We start from the raw sequence: 17,209 nt of genomic DNA on the forward strand, positions 1-17,209 counted from the left end.
CTCCATCAGGGCCTAGCAGCCATGTTGGCAGCGGAGCGCTCGGTACGAACGCCCCGTGCCGTAAGCGGTTGGTAGCTGTCCGAGGGCGATCGCTGGATCAGCCGACGTTCGGGCGCTGCTGCGCGACCGTCTCGATCGATCCCCAGTGCGTCTTCTTGGTCGTGATCTCGGCATTCGTCTTGATCGCTTCGTCGAAGGCACTCTTCATCTTCGCGATCGCGCTATCGATGCTCGAGTTCGATGACGTCGTCGAAGAAACGGAGCCTGTTGAATGGGACATCGCTTTATCTCTCTATGTTCGTGTTGCGTTGAGGATTGGGCTGTCGGGGAATGCCCTCCAGCCGGGAAGTGATCGTTAGCGTTGTCCACGCTGATCACCTCTCGGCTGAAGCGGCGGCTTGGATCCCGTCCCGAGGCGCACCTTGCGAGGTACGCCTCTCGCGCTTCCTTCAACGTCCTGGTCTCATCGCCCTCGTCGCGTTGCGAGAATGAGGCCTCGTTGCTTTACTCAGCTCTGTCGGTGATATGGTTGTCGGCCGAGAGGTGTCCCGCGGAGCGGTCGCATGGCGATCCCGAGCTTGAATCCGCGAGTTGCAGAATGATCGAGGAAAGCTTGTCGAGGATGTTGTTCTTCGTCGCTTGGTCAAGGCCCTTTGCCTCTGAGACTTGGCTGACGAGCTGATTCAGCGTCTTGAGTATCGAGCTGTTCGCGCCGGGTTGATGGGATGGGCCGGACACGAGTTGCTTCAGGATCTTCGCGATCCCGTCGAGCAGCTGACCTTTGGCGGGATCGCTGGGCCCAGTGGAATTCGTGATCTGATGGGTCAGGTCACCAAGGATCTTGGCAACGCGGCCGTTGTTCCGCGCGTCGCACTGGCTCGGTCCGCCCCTCAGGATGCTGATGGCCGCCGAGATCAGAGCCGCCTTGTCTGCAGGTGTCTTTGCGTCCGCGACCAATCCAAGAACGTCCGATGCTATGGAAGACGTCCGCGGATCTTGCTGCTGCGAAGCGGGCGGCATCGACGACTGCCACCAATCCCCCGCATCACAGCGATGAGCCGGATGAGCTGACGACCCGCCGGGCGTGGGCTGAAATCCTGCAAAGCCGGGCCAGGACGACGCGTGTCCGTGCGGACCCATCATGTGACCGGTGTGAGCTTCACGTGAGGATGATGCGTGGGAGCTGACCCTAGACATGCAACTCTCTCCTTGTTTGCGATCCGATGTCTTATCTGTCTTGTTCTGAGCAAAGGGTCTAACGAGGCGTCAGTCGGCAGGCTCCGTCACGGATCCGGGGTTGCACTATTCTCGTCGCCAACGGATGCCATCTCCTGAATACCGTCCTGAGCAACAGTCATGAGCATGAACGCGGCCGCCTGCGGCATTGCGCTGAGAAACGCCTCCTCGAACTTTGCTTGATCCTCAGCCGAGACTGCCTCGCTGCTGCTCGAGGCGCTTGCCATCGCGGTCGTCATGCTCGATGCTTCTACGGCCATTCTGACCCTCCTTTGATCCGTCCGGTCGATCTGGCAGGACTTGCGAACCCGTTGATCTGCGTCATGGCACGTCGCCTGGGGCGTTGAGCTTGACCACTTGGACGTGCTCCCCGCGATAGACGGTGACGGACGATGGCTGGTCAGCTCGAGGCTTCAGTGCTGCGAGCGTACGCTCCACCGCTTGGATGTATTGCGGGGGACCCGAGACCAGGGCCATGTCGGCCTGCTTGATGGATCTGAGTGAGAATCGCGCGTCGGAGAGCGCGAGATCGCGAAGTGCGGCTTCGAGACGCTGGAGCGGCACGGCACCGAGTTGAACGAGCCTGCTCGAAGCTTCCTTGTTGCTAGTGACATAAATCCGGAAGCCGTCGAAATACCAGTCGAGTCCGTAGTTCCGGGATAGATGCTCGATGAATTCTCTTGCCTTGAGTTCAGGCAGAGGCCCGCGCACACGTCCCCGTACTTCCGGGCTCACCTCTAACCGCAGGCCGGTATTTCGTCCGAATTCCTGAAGAACGTTGCCAAGGTCTTGGTCGACGATGGTGTACCTGTAGGACTCGGTTGGCCAAGCAGGTTCACCCGCGTCTGCGGACGTGGTGTGGATTGCAGCCGCCGAGAGCGTCAGGCAGACGGTCGCGATCGCAGCCCCGCTGCGCAATGGGACCAGAACCCGAGATGCCAAAGGGTCGCATGGGAAAACGTGGCCTTCGTGCGGCCTTGTCGCGGAACAATCGTGGCAATCGTGTAGTTGATCGCGCGTACCCACGAGCAGACTCACATGTACTTGTTGCTATCAGCTCATCTCATTCAATCACAGCGGTCGCGGGTGCGTCGGAGAATATATTAGGAAAATATTATGCTCTGCCCCGCTGGGCGCCGTGCAAAGCTCTGTCTGATCCGTTGTGCAAGCCATGGTCCGGCTGTCCTTGTGAGTCATTATTTGTTTGGAGTGAGCAATGGCGAGAGCACGAGGGGTCCTGAGACGGCATGGAGCGGTGACATGACGACGATTGCGCCGTTGGGTGGCGTCACAGCTTCCGGAACAGTTGGTGTCAGTTTCGGAGCCGTTGAGCCCGGAGCGGCCGCCCAGCAGTCGTTTCAGGACGCTCTGCATAGATCGGTCACTAAACTGCCTATGGAGCCTGAGCACGCCGTCGACCAACTCGGCGGCAAGGTGATGGAGTGGATGGAGAGTTCGTACGAGCGGGTCCAGCGCAATGTCGCGCCCGAGCTCAATCTCATGCCGGAGCCGGCAGCATCCGGTCCAGCGTCTTCCAACATTGGCGGAACGGCCCTGGGAGCGGACAAGCCAGACGCGGGCCGTCAGGCCCTGCAAATGCTGGAGCACGCATTCTCGTTTGCCATTGAGGCGACGCTGATGTCGAAAATCTCGACCGAGTCGACCCGGATCTTCAACACGTTCTTGAAGGGACAATGAGAATGGCCGGTTGCGGCAAACAATGGCTGGCCGCTCGAGGGCGCGGATTGAATTTGGCGCTGGTGCTGGGCTTGGCGTTCATGCTGAGCGGTTGCAAGGGTGAGCTCTATAGCCGCTTGAGCGAGAAGGAGGCTAATCTGATGGTGGCCCTTCTGCTGCACCACGGCATCGCCGCCGACCGACTCCAGGCAAAGGACGGTAGCAATACTGTCAGGGTCGAGCAGGAGCGATTTGCCGACGCTGTGACGCTGCTGAATGCGTCCGGGTTGCCGCACGCGAAGTTCGAAGACATGGGCAGCATATTCTCAAGCAATGGTCTGGTGTCGTCACCCACAGAGGAGCGAGTCAGGTTGATTCACGCGCTCAATCAAGAGTTGGCAAGGACGATCATGGAGATCGACGGAGTCATCTCTGCCCGAGTCCACGTGGTGCTGCCTAAGATAGACCCGTTGCGTCACGATCAGGTTCCGTCGTCGGCGGCATCGGTGTTCATCAAGCACGACGCGCGCGCCGAAATCGCCGTGCTCCTACCGCAGATCAAGACCCTCATTGCCAACAGTGTCGAAGGACTGACGTACGACAGGGTGGCCGTGGTTTTCGTGCGTGGCAGTTCGGATCCCGTCGAAGTCAGCCCCTCCACGTCGATCGAGACGACGGCATCCGTTCTATCTCACGACGGATCTGCCCTGCGTGACCGTCCGCTCATCCTGCAGGTGTCAGCCGCGGTAGGGGTGGGGCTGCTGGGATCGATCGGAATCTTCCAGCTCTGGCGCCGGGCACGCGTGGGATATGCGCAACGCAACGCGCCGCGTCGTGAGGCGCGAATGCCGGCGCGTGATCCGCTGCGTGTCGTATCCTAGTGCGATTGAAGTGGGCTTGGCCGGCAAATGAGTAGGCTTGTGCAACCTGGAGCATCCCTTGGTTTGCGTGCTCCGAAGGTCGGCGGTGGCTGCGAACCCGGCGCGCCGGTGGGGCATTGGCCGGTGATGGATATGGACACGTTTTGTCGATTACCGGCACGCTACATCCACGTTGAACGATTTCTCGCGTGCGTACCGGGCGTTTCGCCCGGGCTTGCCGCACGGATACTCGCCTGCGACCGACTCCACCGAGATATCTCAGAGCGGATCGTTGTGCATTACGAGCTTGATTGCTGCACGGCAGCCGACGTCGCTGACACGCGCAGTCGCATTGCGTTTCTCGACTGCGAGCAACTATGCCGCGTCGGTGAGCTGGCCGGCGGTGTTTGGCATGCCCACGCAATTCGTTCCACGGTCCTCAAGACTACGCTCCGGGAGCATCTCGGAGAATTCGATTCCCGACTCCACAAGGTCGCGCTCGCCAATATCGATCTGTCGCCCAAACCCGATCGCCCCCCGAATCCATCTGCGCTTGCGGACCTCATCCGAGGTGATGGGATGCAATGTCTCAATGCCGCAATCTGGCGACTCCCCGCCACCTTGCGCAGCCGCATCCTTCTTCGATTTCCGATTAACTCGCCGCTGGGCTCCTCGGTCTCGCGGCGACACCAGCAGCTTGGTCCGGAGATTGTTGATCGCGTTCTAGCCGATGGGATGGTGCCGTGAAAGCCCGCGAGAGTGACAAGCCTGTCGGCACGTTCCATCCGCTCGGACCCGTGGTTCGAGCCGAAGAGGCGGAGACCTGGTTTTCCGCGGCTGCCTCTCTTGCCGACGCCCGGCGGCAATGCGAGCAGATCGCCGCGCAGGCCCGGCTCGCGTTCGAAGAGCAGCGCATGAGAGGCTTTGAGGATGGTCGTCTCGCGGGAGTTGAGGAGGCGGCTCGCCTGATTGCGGAAACGAAGGTCACGGTTGATGATTTCGTCGCCGATCTGCAAGACGAACTTATCACGCTCGTCGTCGAGATCATCAGGGAGATCCTCGGAAGTTTTGAGCCGGACGATCTCGCCGCGCGCGCCATCACCAGAGCACTCGAAGAGATCCGTTCCGGTACGGCCCTCGTGCTGATGACTGCGCCGCAGGAGATGGAGTCCATCCGTGTACGAGTGGCGACGCTGCTGGAGGATGGGGCCGACCAGCTCACCATCGTGTCCGACCCGCAGTTTGCGCCGGGGCGCTGTATGCTTTGGAGCGAGTTCGGGCAGATCGATGTTTCCGTTGACGCTCAACTGGAGCAGCTCGCCTTGGCGCTGCGTGCCGGTTTCGAGGGCGTGGAGCCATGATGCCGGCAGGCTCTGCCACGCACCGACTCGCGCGAATCCTGCCGCAGTTGCGTGAAGCTGCAGGCCGTTCGCAACTGCGCCCGATCCGCGGGCGCGTGATTCAGGTGTCGGGGACCCTCATCAGGGCGATCGTTCCCGATGCGCGTGTTGGCGATATCTGTTTGCTCCGTTCTGCCCATGCCTCGCCTGATCTGCGGGCCGAGATCGTGGGCATCGAAGGCGGAGTCGCGTTGCTGACGCCTCTCGGAGACGTGGCGGGTCTCTCAACAAGAACGGAAGTCGTCTCGACAAGGCAGGCCCTCGGCATCATGGTTGGGCCAGCGCTGCTCGGCCGCGTCGTCGACGGGCTCGGGCGCCCTCTCGACGTTCAGGAACGAGGATGGCCCGAGTTCGACCAGATTCGACGAGTCCGCGGAGCTGCGCCGGCGCCCTTGGCACGGCGGCTCGTTGACGGCCCTTTGTCACTTGGTATCCGGGCGATCGATGGTCTGCTCAGCTGCGGCGAGGGGCAGCGGATCGGCATCTATGGCGAACCCGGCGCGGGCAAATCGTCGCTTGTCGCCCAGATCGTCCAGAACGCGGACGTCGACGTCTGCGTTGTCGCACTGATTGGCGAGCGTGGGCGCGAAGTTCGAGAAATGGTCGAGCGCTGCCTGGCCGGAGCGGCTCGGGCGCGATCAGTCGTGATTGTCGCAACCTCCGACCGGCCGCCGACGGAGCGCGTCACGGCTGCCTATGTCGCCGTGACGATCGCGGAGTACTTCCGGGATTGCAACGCACGCGTGCTCCTAGTGCAGGACAGTGTCACTCGCTTTGCGAGGGCATTGCGTGAGATCGGACTGGCCGCGGGCGAGCCGCCGACGCGCCGGGGCTTTCCGCCGTCGGTGTTTGCGGCATTGCCCGAGTTGCTCGAGCGGTCCGGTCCCGGAGTCGCCGGCTCAATCACTGCATTTTACACCGTGCTGGTTGAGGGGGATGGTACCGCGGATCCGATCGCGGAGGAGACGCGCAGCATTCTGGACGGGCACATCGCGTTGTCACCTAAGCTCGCACAGTCGGCGCATTTCCCTGCGATTGACATCGTGTCCAGCCTCAGCCGCGTCATGGATCAGGTCGTGACGAGCCGTCATCGCTCTGCAGCCAGGAGGGTGCGTGAACTCATAGCTCGCTATGCAGAGCTTGAGTTCCTGCTGCAGGTTGGGGAGTACAAGGCCGGATCCGATCCGATCGCCGATGAGGCGATCGCCAAGCAGGATGCTATCAAGTCCTTTCTGCGGCAGGGCCTCGGCGAGGTCGTTCCGTGGGATCGCACGATCCATCAACTCGAGCAGCTCGCGTCATGAGGTACGATCCACTGCTCACGCGCATACGCAGGATGCGGATCGTTCTCGGAGAGAGGGAGCGGCGGGCGAATTCCGCGCTTCAGCGCGGCGTGGAGGCACAGGTCGAAGCGACTGCAGAACTGACGCAGATCAATCATGCGCTTGCGTTGCAAGCAGCGGCGCGTGGCGCACGCGAACGTCAGATCTACCAGCAGATGGTAGGGCGTCCAATTTCCGCGCGGGAGATCACCCAACTTGACGCGCAACTCAGGCGCCTCGAGTCGCTGGCAATGGCGCTTGCCGAGCAGCGCCTTGCGAGCATCCGTACGCTCGACCATGCGCGTAACGAAGTTCAGGGTCTACGCCTCGAATTCGTGAAGGCTCATCGGAGGCGTCGCAAGTGGGATGAGTTATCGCAGCAATCACGTCGCCGTCGCGAGGACCGTGAGACGTTGCTAGAGGAGATGGCTAATTCGGACGGCAGGGCGGCGGGGCGGCAAGCATGAACGCGCCATTCCCCGCTCGCAGGCGCGGAGCGCCTGACGGTGAGATCACCGAATTTCATCCGGACGCGCTATCCATTGCTGATGTTCTACGTGCCCGTCGTTGGTGTCGGCGGCTGGCTGAACTCACCTGCGAGTTGGCAGGTCTGCCGCTGCGGATTTCCTTCTCGGGCGCCTCCTCGGGCGTTTCGAGCCGGCCGGCGTGTCGTCTTCATTTTACGATCGGCGGTGATCCATGCGCCGTAAGTCTGCCTGTCGAGGTGATCGATGCAACGCTGCAGGCGATTGATGGTCCGCCTCGAACTACGCTTGCCGAGCCCGATCTGCTGCTTCTGATCGAGTTCGCCTGCGCCGCCATACTTGATTCAATCGAGGAGACGCTCGGCCTCCCCGTCATCCTCACGCATGCTTCCTTCGATGGCAGCGTTCCGGACTCGATTGGAATCCTGTGTCGCGGCAGGTTTGGCGAACGATCGTTCAGTGCTTACCTGTCTTTACCAGAGCCATACGAATCCCGCTTGGCAAATCAAGTTCAAGCATTGGGTCCGGCTGCTGCCGCCGGAGTTCCGATCTGCGCGGCTTTCCGGCTTGGTGCTACGCGCGTCAGCGCCCGCTTGCTTGCGAGCTTACGGCCGGGAGACGTCGTGATCGTCGAACACGCGATGCCGGATGGACGCGTCGCCGCCGTCTTCGGCGAGCGTCGTCTCACCTCATGTCGCTTCGAGGGAAGCGACGCGACAGTGGTGGACACGTTGCACCAGATAAGAGGCGATCTTCATCATCATTGGACGGCTGTGGACATGACTGCACATGAAAGCGTCGATACAGGCGCAGACGATGTGAGCCTGGACGACCTCCAGATCAAGCTCCTATTTGAGATCGGCCAGCTCGAGATACCTCTCGGCGAGTTGCGCATGATCGCGCCCGGCTATGTCTTCAATCTCGGTCGGGATCCGCGACATGCAATTGAGATTCACGCGGGGAATCGGCGGATCGGGCAGGGCGAGATCGTCAGGATCGGCGAGGCAATCGGCGTGCGGATCAACAGATTGTTCAATCACGAATGAGCTGAAGCCGTGACCCAGTTCAATTTGTTCGCTGTTCTCGCGGTCATCGCCGGGCTTGGCCTTGTCACCTTTGCCGTCGTGACGATGACATCGTTCGTCAAGATCGCCGTGGTGCTGTTCCTGATTCGGAATGCGCTGGGAGTGCAGCAGACGCCTCCAAACCTCGTGCTCTATGCCATTGCGCTGGTTCTGACGGCCTATGTCAGCGCGCCGCTGGTGCAGGCCGTGTATGAGCGCGTCAATGATCGGCCCAGCGAGTTTCAAACTTTTACCGACTGGAAAGATGCTGCTGAGCGGGCAGGCCAGCCAATTCGCGAACATTTGAGCCGGTTCACGACGGTCGCGGAGCGAGATTTTTTCGTCACGGCCACTGGCAGCTTGTGGCCCGATAGCAGCAGAGCCAAGCTATCGAGCGAAGATCTCGTTATCCTCGTTCCCTCCTTCATGAGCTCGGAGCTCAAGCGCGCCTTCGAGATCGGCTTCCTGCTCTATCTGCCCTTCATCGCGATTGATCTCGTGGTGTCCGCGGTCTTGATGTCCCTTGGCATGTCGATGGTGCCGCCATCGACGATCTCCGTCCCATTCAAGTTGTTCTTGTTCGTGATGGTCGAGGGCTGGTCGAAGCTGATGCATGGCCTGGTGTTGAGTTACGGATAGCCTGCGAGATGGGGAGGGGAAGCAATGGGCCAAGCGACAATCGTCGATCATCTGGTCAGGGGTCTGACGGTCGTTCTCATATTTGCCATGCCTCCCCTGGGTGTGGCGATGGTTGTTGGCCTCTTCGTCTCAATTCTTCAGGCCGCAACCCAGATTCAGGATCAGGTGCTGCCGCAGACGATCAAACTGATTGCCGTCGTGGCCACGCTGGCGGTGTTCGGCGCAGTGTTGGCGGCACCGCTGATCCAATATGCCGATCAGATCCTTGCGGATTTTCCTGCACTGACGCGTTGACGGGCCTTCCCTTCATCGTGCTCGGAGGGACATGGGCGACGCGGAGTGGCGATGGGGCTTGACCTCATGCCGTTGGACAGCATCGAGGCGGGGGCCAATCTCGTCTTCCGTCATCTTCTTTCGTTGGCGCTCGCCATCGCGCGTCCCAGCGCCTTCGTCATGACCTTTCCGGTGTTTGTTCGCCTCGGGCTGACCGGCTTGATTCGTGGTGCCTTCGTGGTCGCGATCTCGCTACCGGTCATGACCGGACTTGTTGAGGTGCTTCCTCCGATCGGCACGCAAACATTGCGATTGGTCGCGGTCGGGTTCAAGGAAGCGATCATCGGAGGGCTCCTTGGTCTGCTGCTTGGGATCCCGTTCTGGGCCGCCGAGGTCGCGGGCGACCTGCTCGACTACGAACGTCAGGCCCCCGATGCCCAGCTTCAGGATCCCAACGCCATGACCGAGTCCACCGCGTCTGGCACGCTTTTTATGCTCGCTGCGGTGGTTCTGTTCGTCGCAGCCGACGGCTTTCATAGCGTCGTCGAAGCCCTTTATGGCAGCTACAGGCTCTGGCCGGTCATTGAGCTCGCGCCGTTGCTACGCGCGGAGAGCGGCCTATTGGCGCTGGAAATGCTCGTCCGCGTGCTGCAGTTGGCATTGATCCTGGCATTCCCAGTGCTGGCGGCCATGTTCGTTGCGATGTTCGCGCTGATGGTGATTGCCCGTTTCGCACCGCAGTTGAATGTGTTCGATCTTTCGATGGCGGCGCGCAACTTGGTCTATTTCCTGGTTCTGCCGCTCTATGCGGCCTTTCTGCTCGATCACTTCGGTACTCAGCTTGGAGAGTTGACCGGAATCCTGGACCAGCTAGGGCAGTTCCTGCGATGAGCGAGGATGGCGGCACTGAGGAGCGGACGCTGCCTCCGAGCGAGCGGAAGTTACGTAAGGCGCGCGAAAAGGGACAGGTCTTTCGCAGCACCGATATGGTCGCCGGTGCATGCCTGTCGTCCATGCTGCTCTATCTCTGGCTGACCTTGCCGGAGCTTTTCGCGCGGCTACGGGGAGCCATGATGCTCGTGGGCGATGCGGGCGGGCAACCGTTTCGGGAAGCTGCGGGCACGATCGGAACGATGATGTACGAAGCCGCCGTGCCATACCTTGCAAGGGGGGCGGCCATCGTCGTCCTAATGTCCCTCGTCGTCAACGTCGCCGTCACCAAGGGGATCGTCTTCAGCCTTGACCCTATCAAGCCCCGCGCAGAGCGCTTGCATCCCACAAAGGGTTTGAAGCGAATTTTCGCGCTCAAGAGCCTGATCGAGCTGGTGAAGAGTCTGGTCAAGACGACCCTGCTCGTCACGATCTCGGTTTTCGTCCTCGAGATGTCGCTCAACTCCTTGGTTCACACGCCAGGATGCGGCCTTTCGTGCCTCGCGCCGGTGATCGGGGCGGTGATGGCACCGCTCGTCGTCGCGGCAATCGTCGTGCTGATGGTGGGCGGCCTTATCGACGTTCTCTTGCAGCGCGGACTGTTCATGCGCGAGATGCGGATGACACGAAGCGAGGCGAAGCGCGAGCGGAGAGACCAGGAGGGCCTGCCGGAGGTGCGCTCCGCACAACGCCGTCAGCGTCAATCGCTGGCGCACGGGGGAGGGCGGGGAGGAATCGAAAGCGCAACACTGGTCATTGAGGGCGACGATGTGATGGTCGGGTTGCGCTATGTTCCGGGTGAGACACAGGTCCCAAGGCTCGTGTGCAAAGGACGTTCCGTCCGTGCGCACAATCTCACCGAAGCTGCGGCTGAGCTTGGCATTCCTCGTTTCCGCAATCCAGACCTCGCAGAGGAACTCGATCGCCGCATCGCTCAGGACCATTACATCACCGAGGAGTTTTTCCAGCCGGTGGTGTCGGCCTTGCGCGCGAGCGGCATATCCTGAGTGTAGCCGTGCTGCCCGACAGTATTTTCACAATATATTTCGGATCGGCCGCCGGCTGATGCCCTAAACTGTCGCTCGGACATGATCGCCGAGCGGGCTGCATGGCTGACGAACTGCGTCTGCCAGAGCAGAGCCGCCGCCGCTAACGGGGAGACGCACGAATGCGGATAGATGACGCAGGTGGCTCGGTTGTCGCCAGTCCGCCTCCTCCTCCGCCCCCACCCCCACCCCCGCCACCTCCGCGGCCGAAGTCCGCGGCATCATCGTCGGGCATGCTCGATCGCAATTCGGCGCGCAGCGTTGGATCATCATCGACCGCACCTTCGCCGCTCTTTCAGCCCCTTCGGCCTTTCATAGGTCCGGTTCTGCAGCCGACGCCTGTGTTGCTTGGCCCGCCTGCTCCGCCGAAAGCGGCGGCAACATGTCCGGGAGTTCCCGCCCCGGCGCCGGCGGCGCCGGTCCCGGACGCCGTTTCGCAGGCAAAATCTGTTCAGACAAAAGCGCAGACCACTCTCGACGGTGATGCTGGAAAGCTGCATAAACTGCAGACCGAACTGAATGATGCGCAGGGAACGAAGGCTCCGATCGGGTACGGTCGCGGCGCGGGCGCCGCGGCGGCTGCGCATCAAGCCCATATCAGCGATCTGAAGAAGCAGGTTGCGGCCGCTCAGCAGCAAGTCACCGCCGACCAGGCGGTGTTGAGTTCGGCCAAGAGCAATCTGAGTGCTGCACAACGCATCGACGCCGCCGCAGCGAACTACAAGCCGGCACCGCCGCCGGTCACCGTGAAAGATCCAGTCGCGCGGAAAGTTGCCCCGCTCGTCGACGCGGCCTCGGCCCAGGTTTCCGCGGGAAAGGCCAAGGTCACCGCCGATACGGCTGCTCTCGAGCAGACCAAATCGCAGCTCGGCCGTCTGGACACCGAGATGGACCGGGGGATCAGCGCCGGAACATTGCACCGTCTGTCGTTGCTGAATCAGCAGCAGGATGCGCAGCAACACAAGCTGGCGACGGACCAGCGCAAGCTTGATGCCGCGAGCGCCGACCTTGCGGCAGGGAAAAGCGTCGTCTACGGGCAGCAGGCCGCGGCGGACAAGAAAGAGCTCGAGAGCGCTTCCACAGCGCTGAAGAAAGCCGGTGTCACGATCGACCAGAACGAAAATCCGACCCAGGCGAATTTGACGCCATCGCAGCTGCGCGCCTATGACGACTTCACCGTGGCGCGGAGCAAGCTCAACGCCGATGTCGGCATGGTCGCGCAGGGCAAGGCCCAGCTCCAGTATTATGCTTCGAATTCCGAGAAATACGGGACGGTTGCGAAGGATGCCCAGGATCGGGTGAACGACGCTCTGCATCCATTGGGGTACACCGTACGTGCAACGCGCGGCAGCGATCCGCAGCAGGCATCGCTCGATCTCAAGCTCGCGAACGGGAACGCTGATTACCAGAATGCAGGCTGGGCCGCGGCTCAGCACCGAGTGGCATTTGCGGCGGCAGCGCAGACCGATCTTGAGGCAGCGCAGGACTCCGATCTTGCCAAATTGTCCCCGCAAGCCCGGCAGACCGCTACCACGGCGAAGATCGACTACGATCAGGCAAGCGCCTATCAGAACAAAGTCGGGACCGACCTCGCCCTGATCAAGGGCCACCAGGCCGTCTCGGATGCGCAGGCCGCCTATATCAAGAATCCGACGGCCGCCACGGAGCTCAAGCTGAACCAAGCGCAGCATCAGTTGCGCGAGCTCTCGACAATGTCCGACATTGCGACGGCGGGCTTCAAGTCGGCAACCGGGCTTGCCTACGCCGACCGGCGCAATACGACATTGGCTAATCTGGAGCAGACCTATAGCCATGTTCCCTTGCCCTCAAACTCGCCGGTGTTGCAGCAGATAGCGCAGGCAAGAACTGATGCGGCATCGGCCGGCCTGATCACGAAAGAGCTGGCTGCAACGACCAACAGGCTGGTTCAGGATTATCGTGTCACACAGAGCGAGGCGGCGGTCGCAACCGCGCGGCAGTCCGCCAACACTGATTTGGTACAAGCTGGCAATGTACAGGCTGTGGGTTTCACCAAAGCGGGCAGCGCCCTGACGACGGCTCAGCAATCGCTTCAATATGCACAACTTCAACAGAAGCTGGCTCAATATCAGCTGCTGGACTCCCAGTTTCGGCTGACGTTGCCGCAAAATCTACTTGATCCGCAAACGGCCGCTGACCAGAGCGCGCTCTCGCATGCGTACAATACATTCTTTGCGCAGCATCCGGGTGCCTTGAGCGATGGCGCGGTCGCTGAGCAGCTTGCGAGCCTCAAGGACGCGAACGCGCGAGTGGATATCGGTCAAGGGCTGCATGAGCTGCAGGATGCCATCGACAGGGAAGACAAAGCGCTCGGCAACCGCAGCCTTCTGCAGAAGGGCGGCGATTGGGTCGGGGGGCTGTTCGGTGCCAACCGGTCTGAGCTCGAGTCGGATCTGCAGGACAAGAAAGAGGCGCTCACGGCCCTGCAGAAAAATCAGGGAGGGATGACTGCCCAGGAGGTCAACGGCGAGTATCTGAAAATCATGGGTAATCTGGCCACCCAGAATGACCGGATGTTCGAGAACGAGCGCAAGACCGACGCCAATTGGTCGAGTGCACAGGAAGTCGTGCGCGACGTCGCGATCGCCGCGGCTGCGACCGCTGTCACCATGGCCACGGCCGGAGCCGGCGCGCCTGTCTTGGCCGCCCTCGCAGCGGGCACCTTGGTAGGAACGGGAACGGCAGAAGCCATCGACACGGCCCAGAATGCAGCGACTGTGTTCGGTGGCGGCGACATTCACAGCAGCTCTCACGTCTCCCTCGATGCGGCGCTGACCAACAACTTCTTCCAAGGTGGCGGCAGCTGGGATGAAGTGAAGCAGGCGGGCGTCGATGCGACCGTATCGGGCGTGCAGTCCCTGGGCGCAGCAGGCGGGGCGTTGACGGGCGGAGCGACGGAGGCCTTCGTTACGCGCGGCCTCGACCAGGCTGCAAGCTCGGTCGTCTCGAAGCTGGCAACCGGATCAACGGTCATGGTCGCCAATCAGGGGGTCATGGGCCTCGGCAACGTCGCGGGGACCTACGTCGAGTCCCAGTATCAGCTCTCCGAGGGACGGCTCACGCAGGACGAAGCCAACGCGCAGATGAAGGACGCATTCTCGGGGTACTTCAAGAATGTCGCGATGGCCGGCGTGACTGGCGGTCTGACGAAGTTCGTCGACGGCAAGGTCGCCGTGCGGACCTCAAGCGCGGCACGGCCGAATGGCCTCGTGTCGAACCCGCTTTATCAGACAGCCTCCCAGCTGGGCGCGAACACCATGCTGACTGCGGGTCCCGGCCTCCTGTCAGGCAAGGCGCCGACCACGCAAGACTATCTGTCCATCGGACTCAATACAGTTTCCGGTGTGGCTTCTCATCACTATCAGCAGAGCAGATCCCGCACCGCGACCGAAGCGGGCCTCGCCGGACAGCCCGCTGCGTTCGACGCGGGAAGGAAGGTGTTTGACGCCTATCAAGGTCGGACGAGCGGCTCAGCGCCGAATGGCATCCGGCAGCAGGCCATGGATCCTGCCGATTTCGCCCGTGCATATCAAAAAGCCGGCGGCCAGCACGATCCGGCGGCCGTCGATGCTTTCAGCATCGCATCGGATCGGGGGCATCGCGTCTATGTGCGGACCGACAGATTGAGCCCGGACGTGGTCGCGCACGAGGCGGTGCATGCACTGACTTCGGAATCGTTCAAGAAGCTCGCAAGCACCTTGGTCGTTGATTCAAGCCGGCCACATTCGAACTTGAACGAAGGTGTGACCGAGTTTCTCGCCTCGCAGGTCGTGCCGCGCCGCGGCACATCGCCCTATGCGACGGAGGCAAAGATCGCGGAGGCCATTCGCGACCGGATGGGGGAGACCGACTTCCACAAGGCGGTTTTCGGAGGCGATCCAGCGGCACTCGCATCGTTCCGGCAGACCGCTTTGGGGTTGCAGGATACGCCAATCAGCCAAGATCACGCGGCCGATTGGGCTCTGGCCGCCTCGACGACACCTCAGGCGGGAGGCGGCGCCAAGCGCATCGCGAATCGATTGAGAGAATGGGTCGCTGCCGCTCCGCCGGCCGCAGCATCGGCAGCCGTTGCCGGCGAACTGGTGTTGGCCACGCATGGTGCGCCGGCATTGAGCGAGGCCATCGCTGATCTTAATCCAGTAGGTCGCGCGTTTTTCAACAGTCCCCTGGCGCATGCGCGGGTTAGGACGTGGCTCGGGTCGTCTCGTGAAGCGGCGGCTCGCGCCGTCGTCGCCTCGAGTTTCGGGACCAACGCCTCGATCAATTTCATGAAGGCTGCGAGTGGATGGCATACAGACAGGGCCGCCGCCATATCGGACGGTTTGCTCGGTCTTGGGCAGGCAGCTTTCGCCTTGCGCAATGGTGTGAGCTCCCAAGCGCTGATGCGCTCGCGCGGGACGAAAGTCGACGTTCTGCCAGGCGATACGATGGTCAGCATTGCCCAAAGGCTTGGCCTCATACCGCGCGACCTCACGCGAAGCAATCCTGGCGTTCAAGACATCAATCCGACAGTTACCGCTCTCAACAGTTCTGGTGCGACATGGGCCGAGATTGCGAAGCGCGAGGGGGTCGATGTCAAGACGCTCGTGGCGCTGAACCTGGATCGGCATGGATGGTCGATCCCCGCTCGGAAGGATTCCGCAGGCGCATCCGTTCCGGCAGTCGATGACGCACGCGTGCAAGCCGGTCAAAGCCCGCAGGAGTTTCTCGACAGCCACAGCACCTCGCTGCGATCGATCGCCAAGGCCAACGCCAAGAATGTAGCGCCCGCCGAGATCCTGGTTCCTCAGCGGCTTCGTCAGGTCACGAATGGCGTGACCTACGGGGAATTTGCAACCGATCAGGGACTCAGCCTGAAGCGGCTGTTGGAGGCGAACGGGCACCGTGGTTTGTCCATCCCACCACGACGGGTTTATGATGCAGCGAGCGGTGGCCGCGTGCTTCGCGGGGCAACGACCGATCGCTTGCAACCAGGCGAGTCACTGGAGAGTTTCGCTCGCAGGCATGGTGTCGGGATCAAGAAGCTGATCACGGCAAACAAGGACAGTCGTGCACCTTTGCGGATTGACGTTCCGGGCCAAGCCTCGTCGGCCAGCAACCCAACAGCCGTGACATGGGAACAGATCGCCAAAAAAACCGGTGTGCCTCTCCGACGTCTGTTGTCGATGAGCGGCCAGAATCTGCACGTTCCCGGGCAAAAGCAAGCCGTCGATCTCCAGCCGGGACAATCTCTGAGAGATCTCGCAAAGGAGCATGGCACAACAGTCAGAAAGATCGTGTCCGAGAACCGGACTTGGATCCCCCAGACTTACGAGCTTCCGCGGGCCGGGGCTTGGGTCGGTGACAAGCTCTCGGTCGACCGCGTCTACGATAATCGTGACGTCCAAGATCCGTCGAAGGGCAGGCTGACATGGGTGCAGGTGGCGCGGAGAACGGGGCGCACGACGAAAGAATTGATGAGCTACAATAAGGCCAGCTCTGCAAACAAGAAGGACTTGGCTCCTCCAACTGTAAATATTCCCACCAAGTCAAGTTGGGAAACATCAACCAAATCCGGAAAAGGCCTTCAATTTGTCGGCGCGATTGGGCTCGTTCCGGGCAATCTGGTAGCGGCTGATGTACACGCTCACGCGGGGAACTGGGCGCTCATTGGTCCCGATGTCGGTGTCGCTGTCGGGGTCGGCCTTGCTGCAACGCGTTCAGCGGTCGGGTCCGTTGCGAAGAGTGGTGCAGCAAAGAAATGGGCGAGGGCCCGTCCCCGCGACGCGTGGACCTCCGGACTTTCTTTCGGCGCCAAGGGTTTGATCAAGTACATCGAATCGTTCCGGCCCTAAGGAACGGTTCTGACATTCGGTTCAGTAGATCTGCGTGCCGGATGTCATGTGCCAAGCCGCACTCGTCACTGGTTTGCCGCGGCTCCGATGCGCGCAATCCGACGCTCCGAAATGATTCGCGCGTCGGGGTTCGGCACCAAGCCGCCGAACGCTGAAGGTGCGTTGTTGGACGATATGAAGGACCCGCGATCTCCTGAGGCCATCGCCATCTCCTGAGCCTGTATGCGAACGCATGGTTCTCTCCGGCGTTGCAGCAGATGCTTGGCCCATGTGTGCGTCGCCTCCGACGCCGAGTAGTCGAGAACGGCGTCGCCGCGATTCCTCGATCGCCAGCTCGTTGGGCCAGGGGAATTTCGTCAAGAAAACGACTCAATGATGTTTCATGCTTCGGTTGAGTTTTGTAG

15 protein-coding genes are annotated in these 17,209 nt (G+C 61.5%); 12 read left to right on the plus strand and 3 right to left on the minus strand.

Annotated features, from left to right (window positions below; translation table 11 throughout):
- Positions 1-504 precede the first annotated feature (504 nt).
- From QW861_RS15725 to QW861_RS15735, 3 genes are all read right to left on the minus strand, one after another.
- Positions 505-957 (minus strand): hypothetical protein, encoded by a 453-nt coding sequence (locus QW861_RS15725; RefSeq protein WP_315751842.1) that lies wholly within the window; start codon positions 955-957, stop codon positions 505-507.
- 326 nt (positions 958-1,283) lie between these two features.
- On the minus strand, positions 1,284-1,496 hold the full coding sequence (locus QW861_RS15730) for a hypothetical protein (protein ID WP_315751843.1): 213 nt from the start codon (positions 1,494-1,496) through the stop codon (positions 1,284-1,286).
- A gap of 61 nt (positions 1,497-1,557) precedes the next feature.
- Positions 1,558-2,154 (minus strand): nodulation protein NolW, encoded by a 597-nt coding sequence (locus tag QW861_RS15735; protein ID WP_315751844.1) that lies wholly within the window; start codon positions 2,152-2,154, stop codon positions 1,558-1,560.
- Positions 2,155-2,496: 342 nt separating this feature from the next.
- On the opposite strand from QW861_RS15735, the gene QW861_RS15740 reads away from it, so the two are divergent.
- The 12 genes from QW861_RS15740 (at position 2,497) to QW861_RS15795 (ending at position 16,805) form a co-directional block, all read left to right on the plus strand.
- Positions 2,497-2,934 carry a hypothetical protein gene (locus QW861_RS15740; RefSeq protein WP_315751845.1) on the plus strand — a complete coding sequence of 146 codons (438 nt, stop codon included), beginning with the start codon at positions 2,497-2,499 and terminating at the stop codon, positions 2,932-2,934.
- Between the two features lie 2 nt (positions 2,935-2,936).
- On the plus strand, positions 2,937-3,794 hold the full coding sequence (gene sctJ / locus QW861_RS15745; protein ID WP_315751846.1) for a type III secretion system inner membrane ring lipoprotein SctJ: 858 nt from the start codon (positions 2,937-2,939) through the stop codon (positions 3,792-3,794).
- 63 nt (positions 3,795-3,857) lie between these two features.
- Positions 3,858-4,520 carry a SctK family type III secretion system sorting platform protein gene (locus QW861_RS15750; RefSeq protein WP_315751847.1) on the plus strand — a complete coding sequence of 221 codons (663 nt, stop codon included), beginning with the start codon at positions 3,858-3,860 and terminating at the stop codon, positions 4,518-4,520.
- Positions 4,517-5,134, plus strand: a complete 618-nt coding sequence (gene sctL / locus QW861_RS15755) for a type III secretion system stator protein SctL (protein WP_315715069.1) — start codon at positions 4,517-4,519, stop codon at positions 5,132-5,134. The genes QW861_RS15750 and sctL overlap by 4 nt, the downstream gene beginning before the upstream one ends.
- Positions 5,134-6,477, plus strand: coding sequence for a FliI/YscN family ATPase (locus QW861_RS15760; protein ID WP_315729338.1), 1,344 nt, complete (start codon positions 5,134-5,136; stop codon positions 6,475-6,477). The genes sctL and QW861_RS15760 overlap by 1 nt, the downstream gene beginning before the upstream one ends.
- Positions 6,478-6,509: 32 nt before the next feature.
- The gene (locus tag QW861_RS15765) at positions 6,510-6,962 is read left to right on the plus strand and encodes a hypothetical protein (protein WP_315751848.1); all 453 of its coding nucleotides are present in this window, start codon (positions 6,510-6,512) and stop codon (positions 6,960-6,962) included.
- The gene (gene sctQ / locus QW861_RS15770) at positions 6,959-8,026 is read left to right on the plus strand and encodes a type III secretion system cytoplasmic ring protein SctQ (RefSeq protein WP_315751849.1); all 1,068 of its coding nucleotides are present in this window, start codon (positions 6,959-6,961) and stop codon (positions 8,024-8,026) included. Before QW861_RS15765 ends, sctQ begins: the two co-directional genes overlap by 4 nt.
- A 9-nt stretch (positions 8,027-8,035) precedes the next feature.
- On the plus strand, positions 8,036-8,683 hold the full coding sequence (sctR, locus tag QW861_RS15775) for a type III secretion system export apparatus subunit SctR (RefSeq protein ID WP_315751850.1): 648 nt from the start codon (positions 8,036-8,038) through the stop codon (positions 8,681-8,683).
- Positions 8,684-8,707: 24 nt separating this feature from the next.
- Complete coding sequence (gene sctS, locus QW861_RS15780; protein WP_315715074.1) at positions 8,708-8,977, plus strand: type III secretion system export apparatus subunit SctS; 270 nt, start codon at positions 8,708-8,710, stop codon at positions 8,975-8,977.
- A 51-nt stretch (positions 8,978-9,028) separates the two neighbouring features.
- Positions 9,029-9,847 carry a type III secretion system export apparatus subunit SctT gene (sctT, locus tag QW861_RS15785; RefSeq protein WP_315751851.1) on the plus strand — a complete coding sequence of 273 codons (819 nt, stop codon included), beginning with the start codon at positions 9,029-9,031 and terminating at the stop codon, positions 9,845-9,847.
- A complete protein-coding gene (locus QW861_RS15790; protein WP_315751852.1) occupies positions 9,844-10,893 on the plus strand; it encodes an EscU/YscU/HrcU family type III secretion system export apparatus switch protein in 1,050 nt (349 codons plus the stop codon). Before sctT ends, QW861_RS15790 begins: the two co-directional genes overlap by 4 nt.
- A gap of 272 nt (positions 10,894-11,165) precedes the next feature.
- A complete protein-coding gene (locus QW861_RS15795; protein ID WP_315751853.1) occupies positions 11,166-16,805 on the plus strand; it encodes a LysM peptidoglycan-binding domain-containing protein in 5,640 nt (1,879 codons plus the stop codon).
- Positions 16,806-17,209 lie beyond the last annotated feature (404 nt).

The sequence above is a fragment of the Bradyrhizobium sp. SZCCHNRI1029 genome (genome assembly GCF_032487555.1).
In the GTDB taxonomy this organism is placed as follows: domain Bacteria; phylum Pseudomonadota; class Alphaproteobacteria; order Rhizobiales; family Xanthobacteraceae; genus Bradyrhizobium.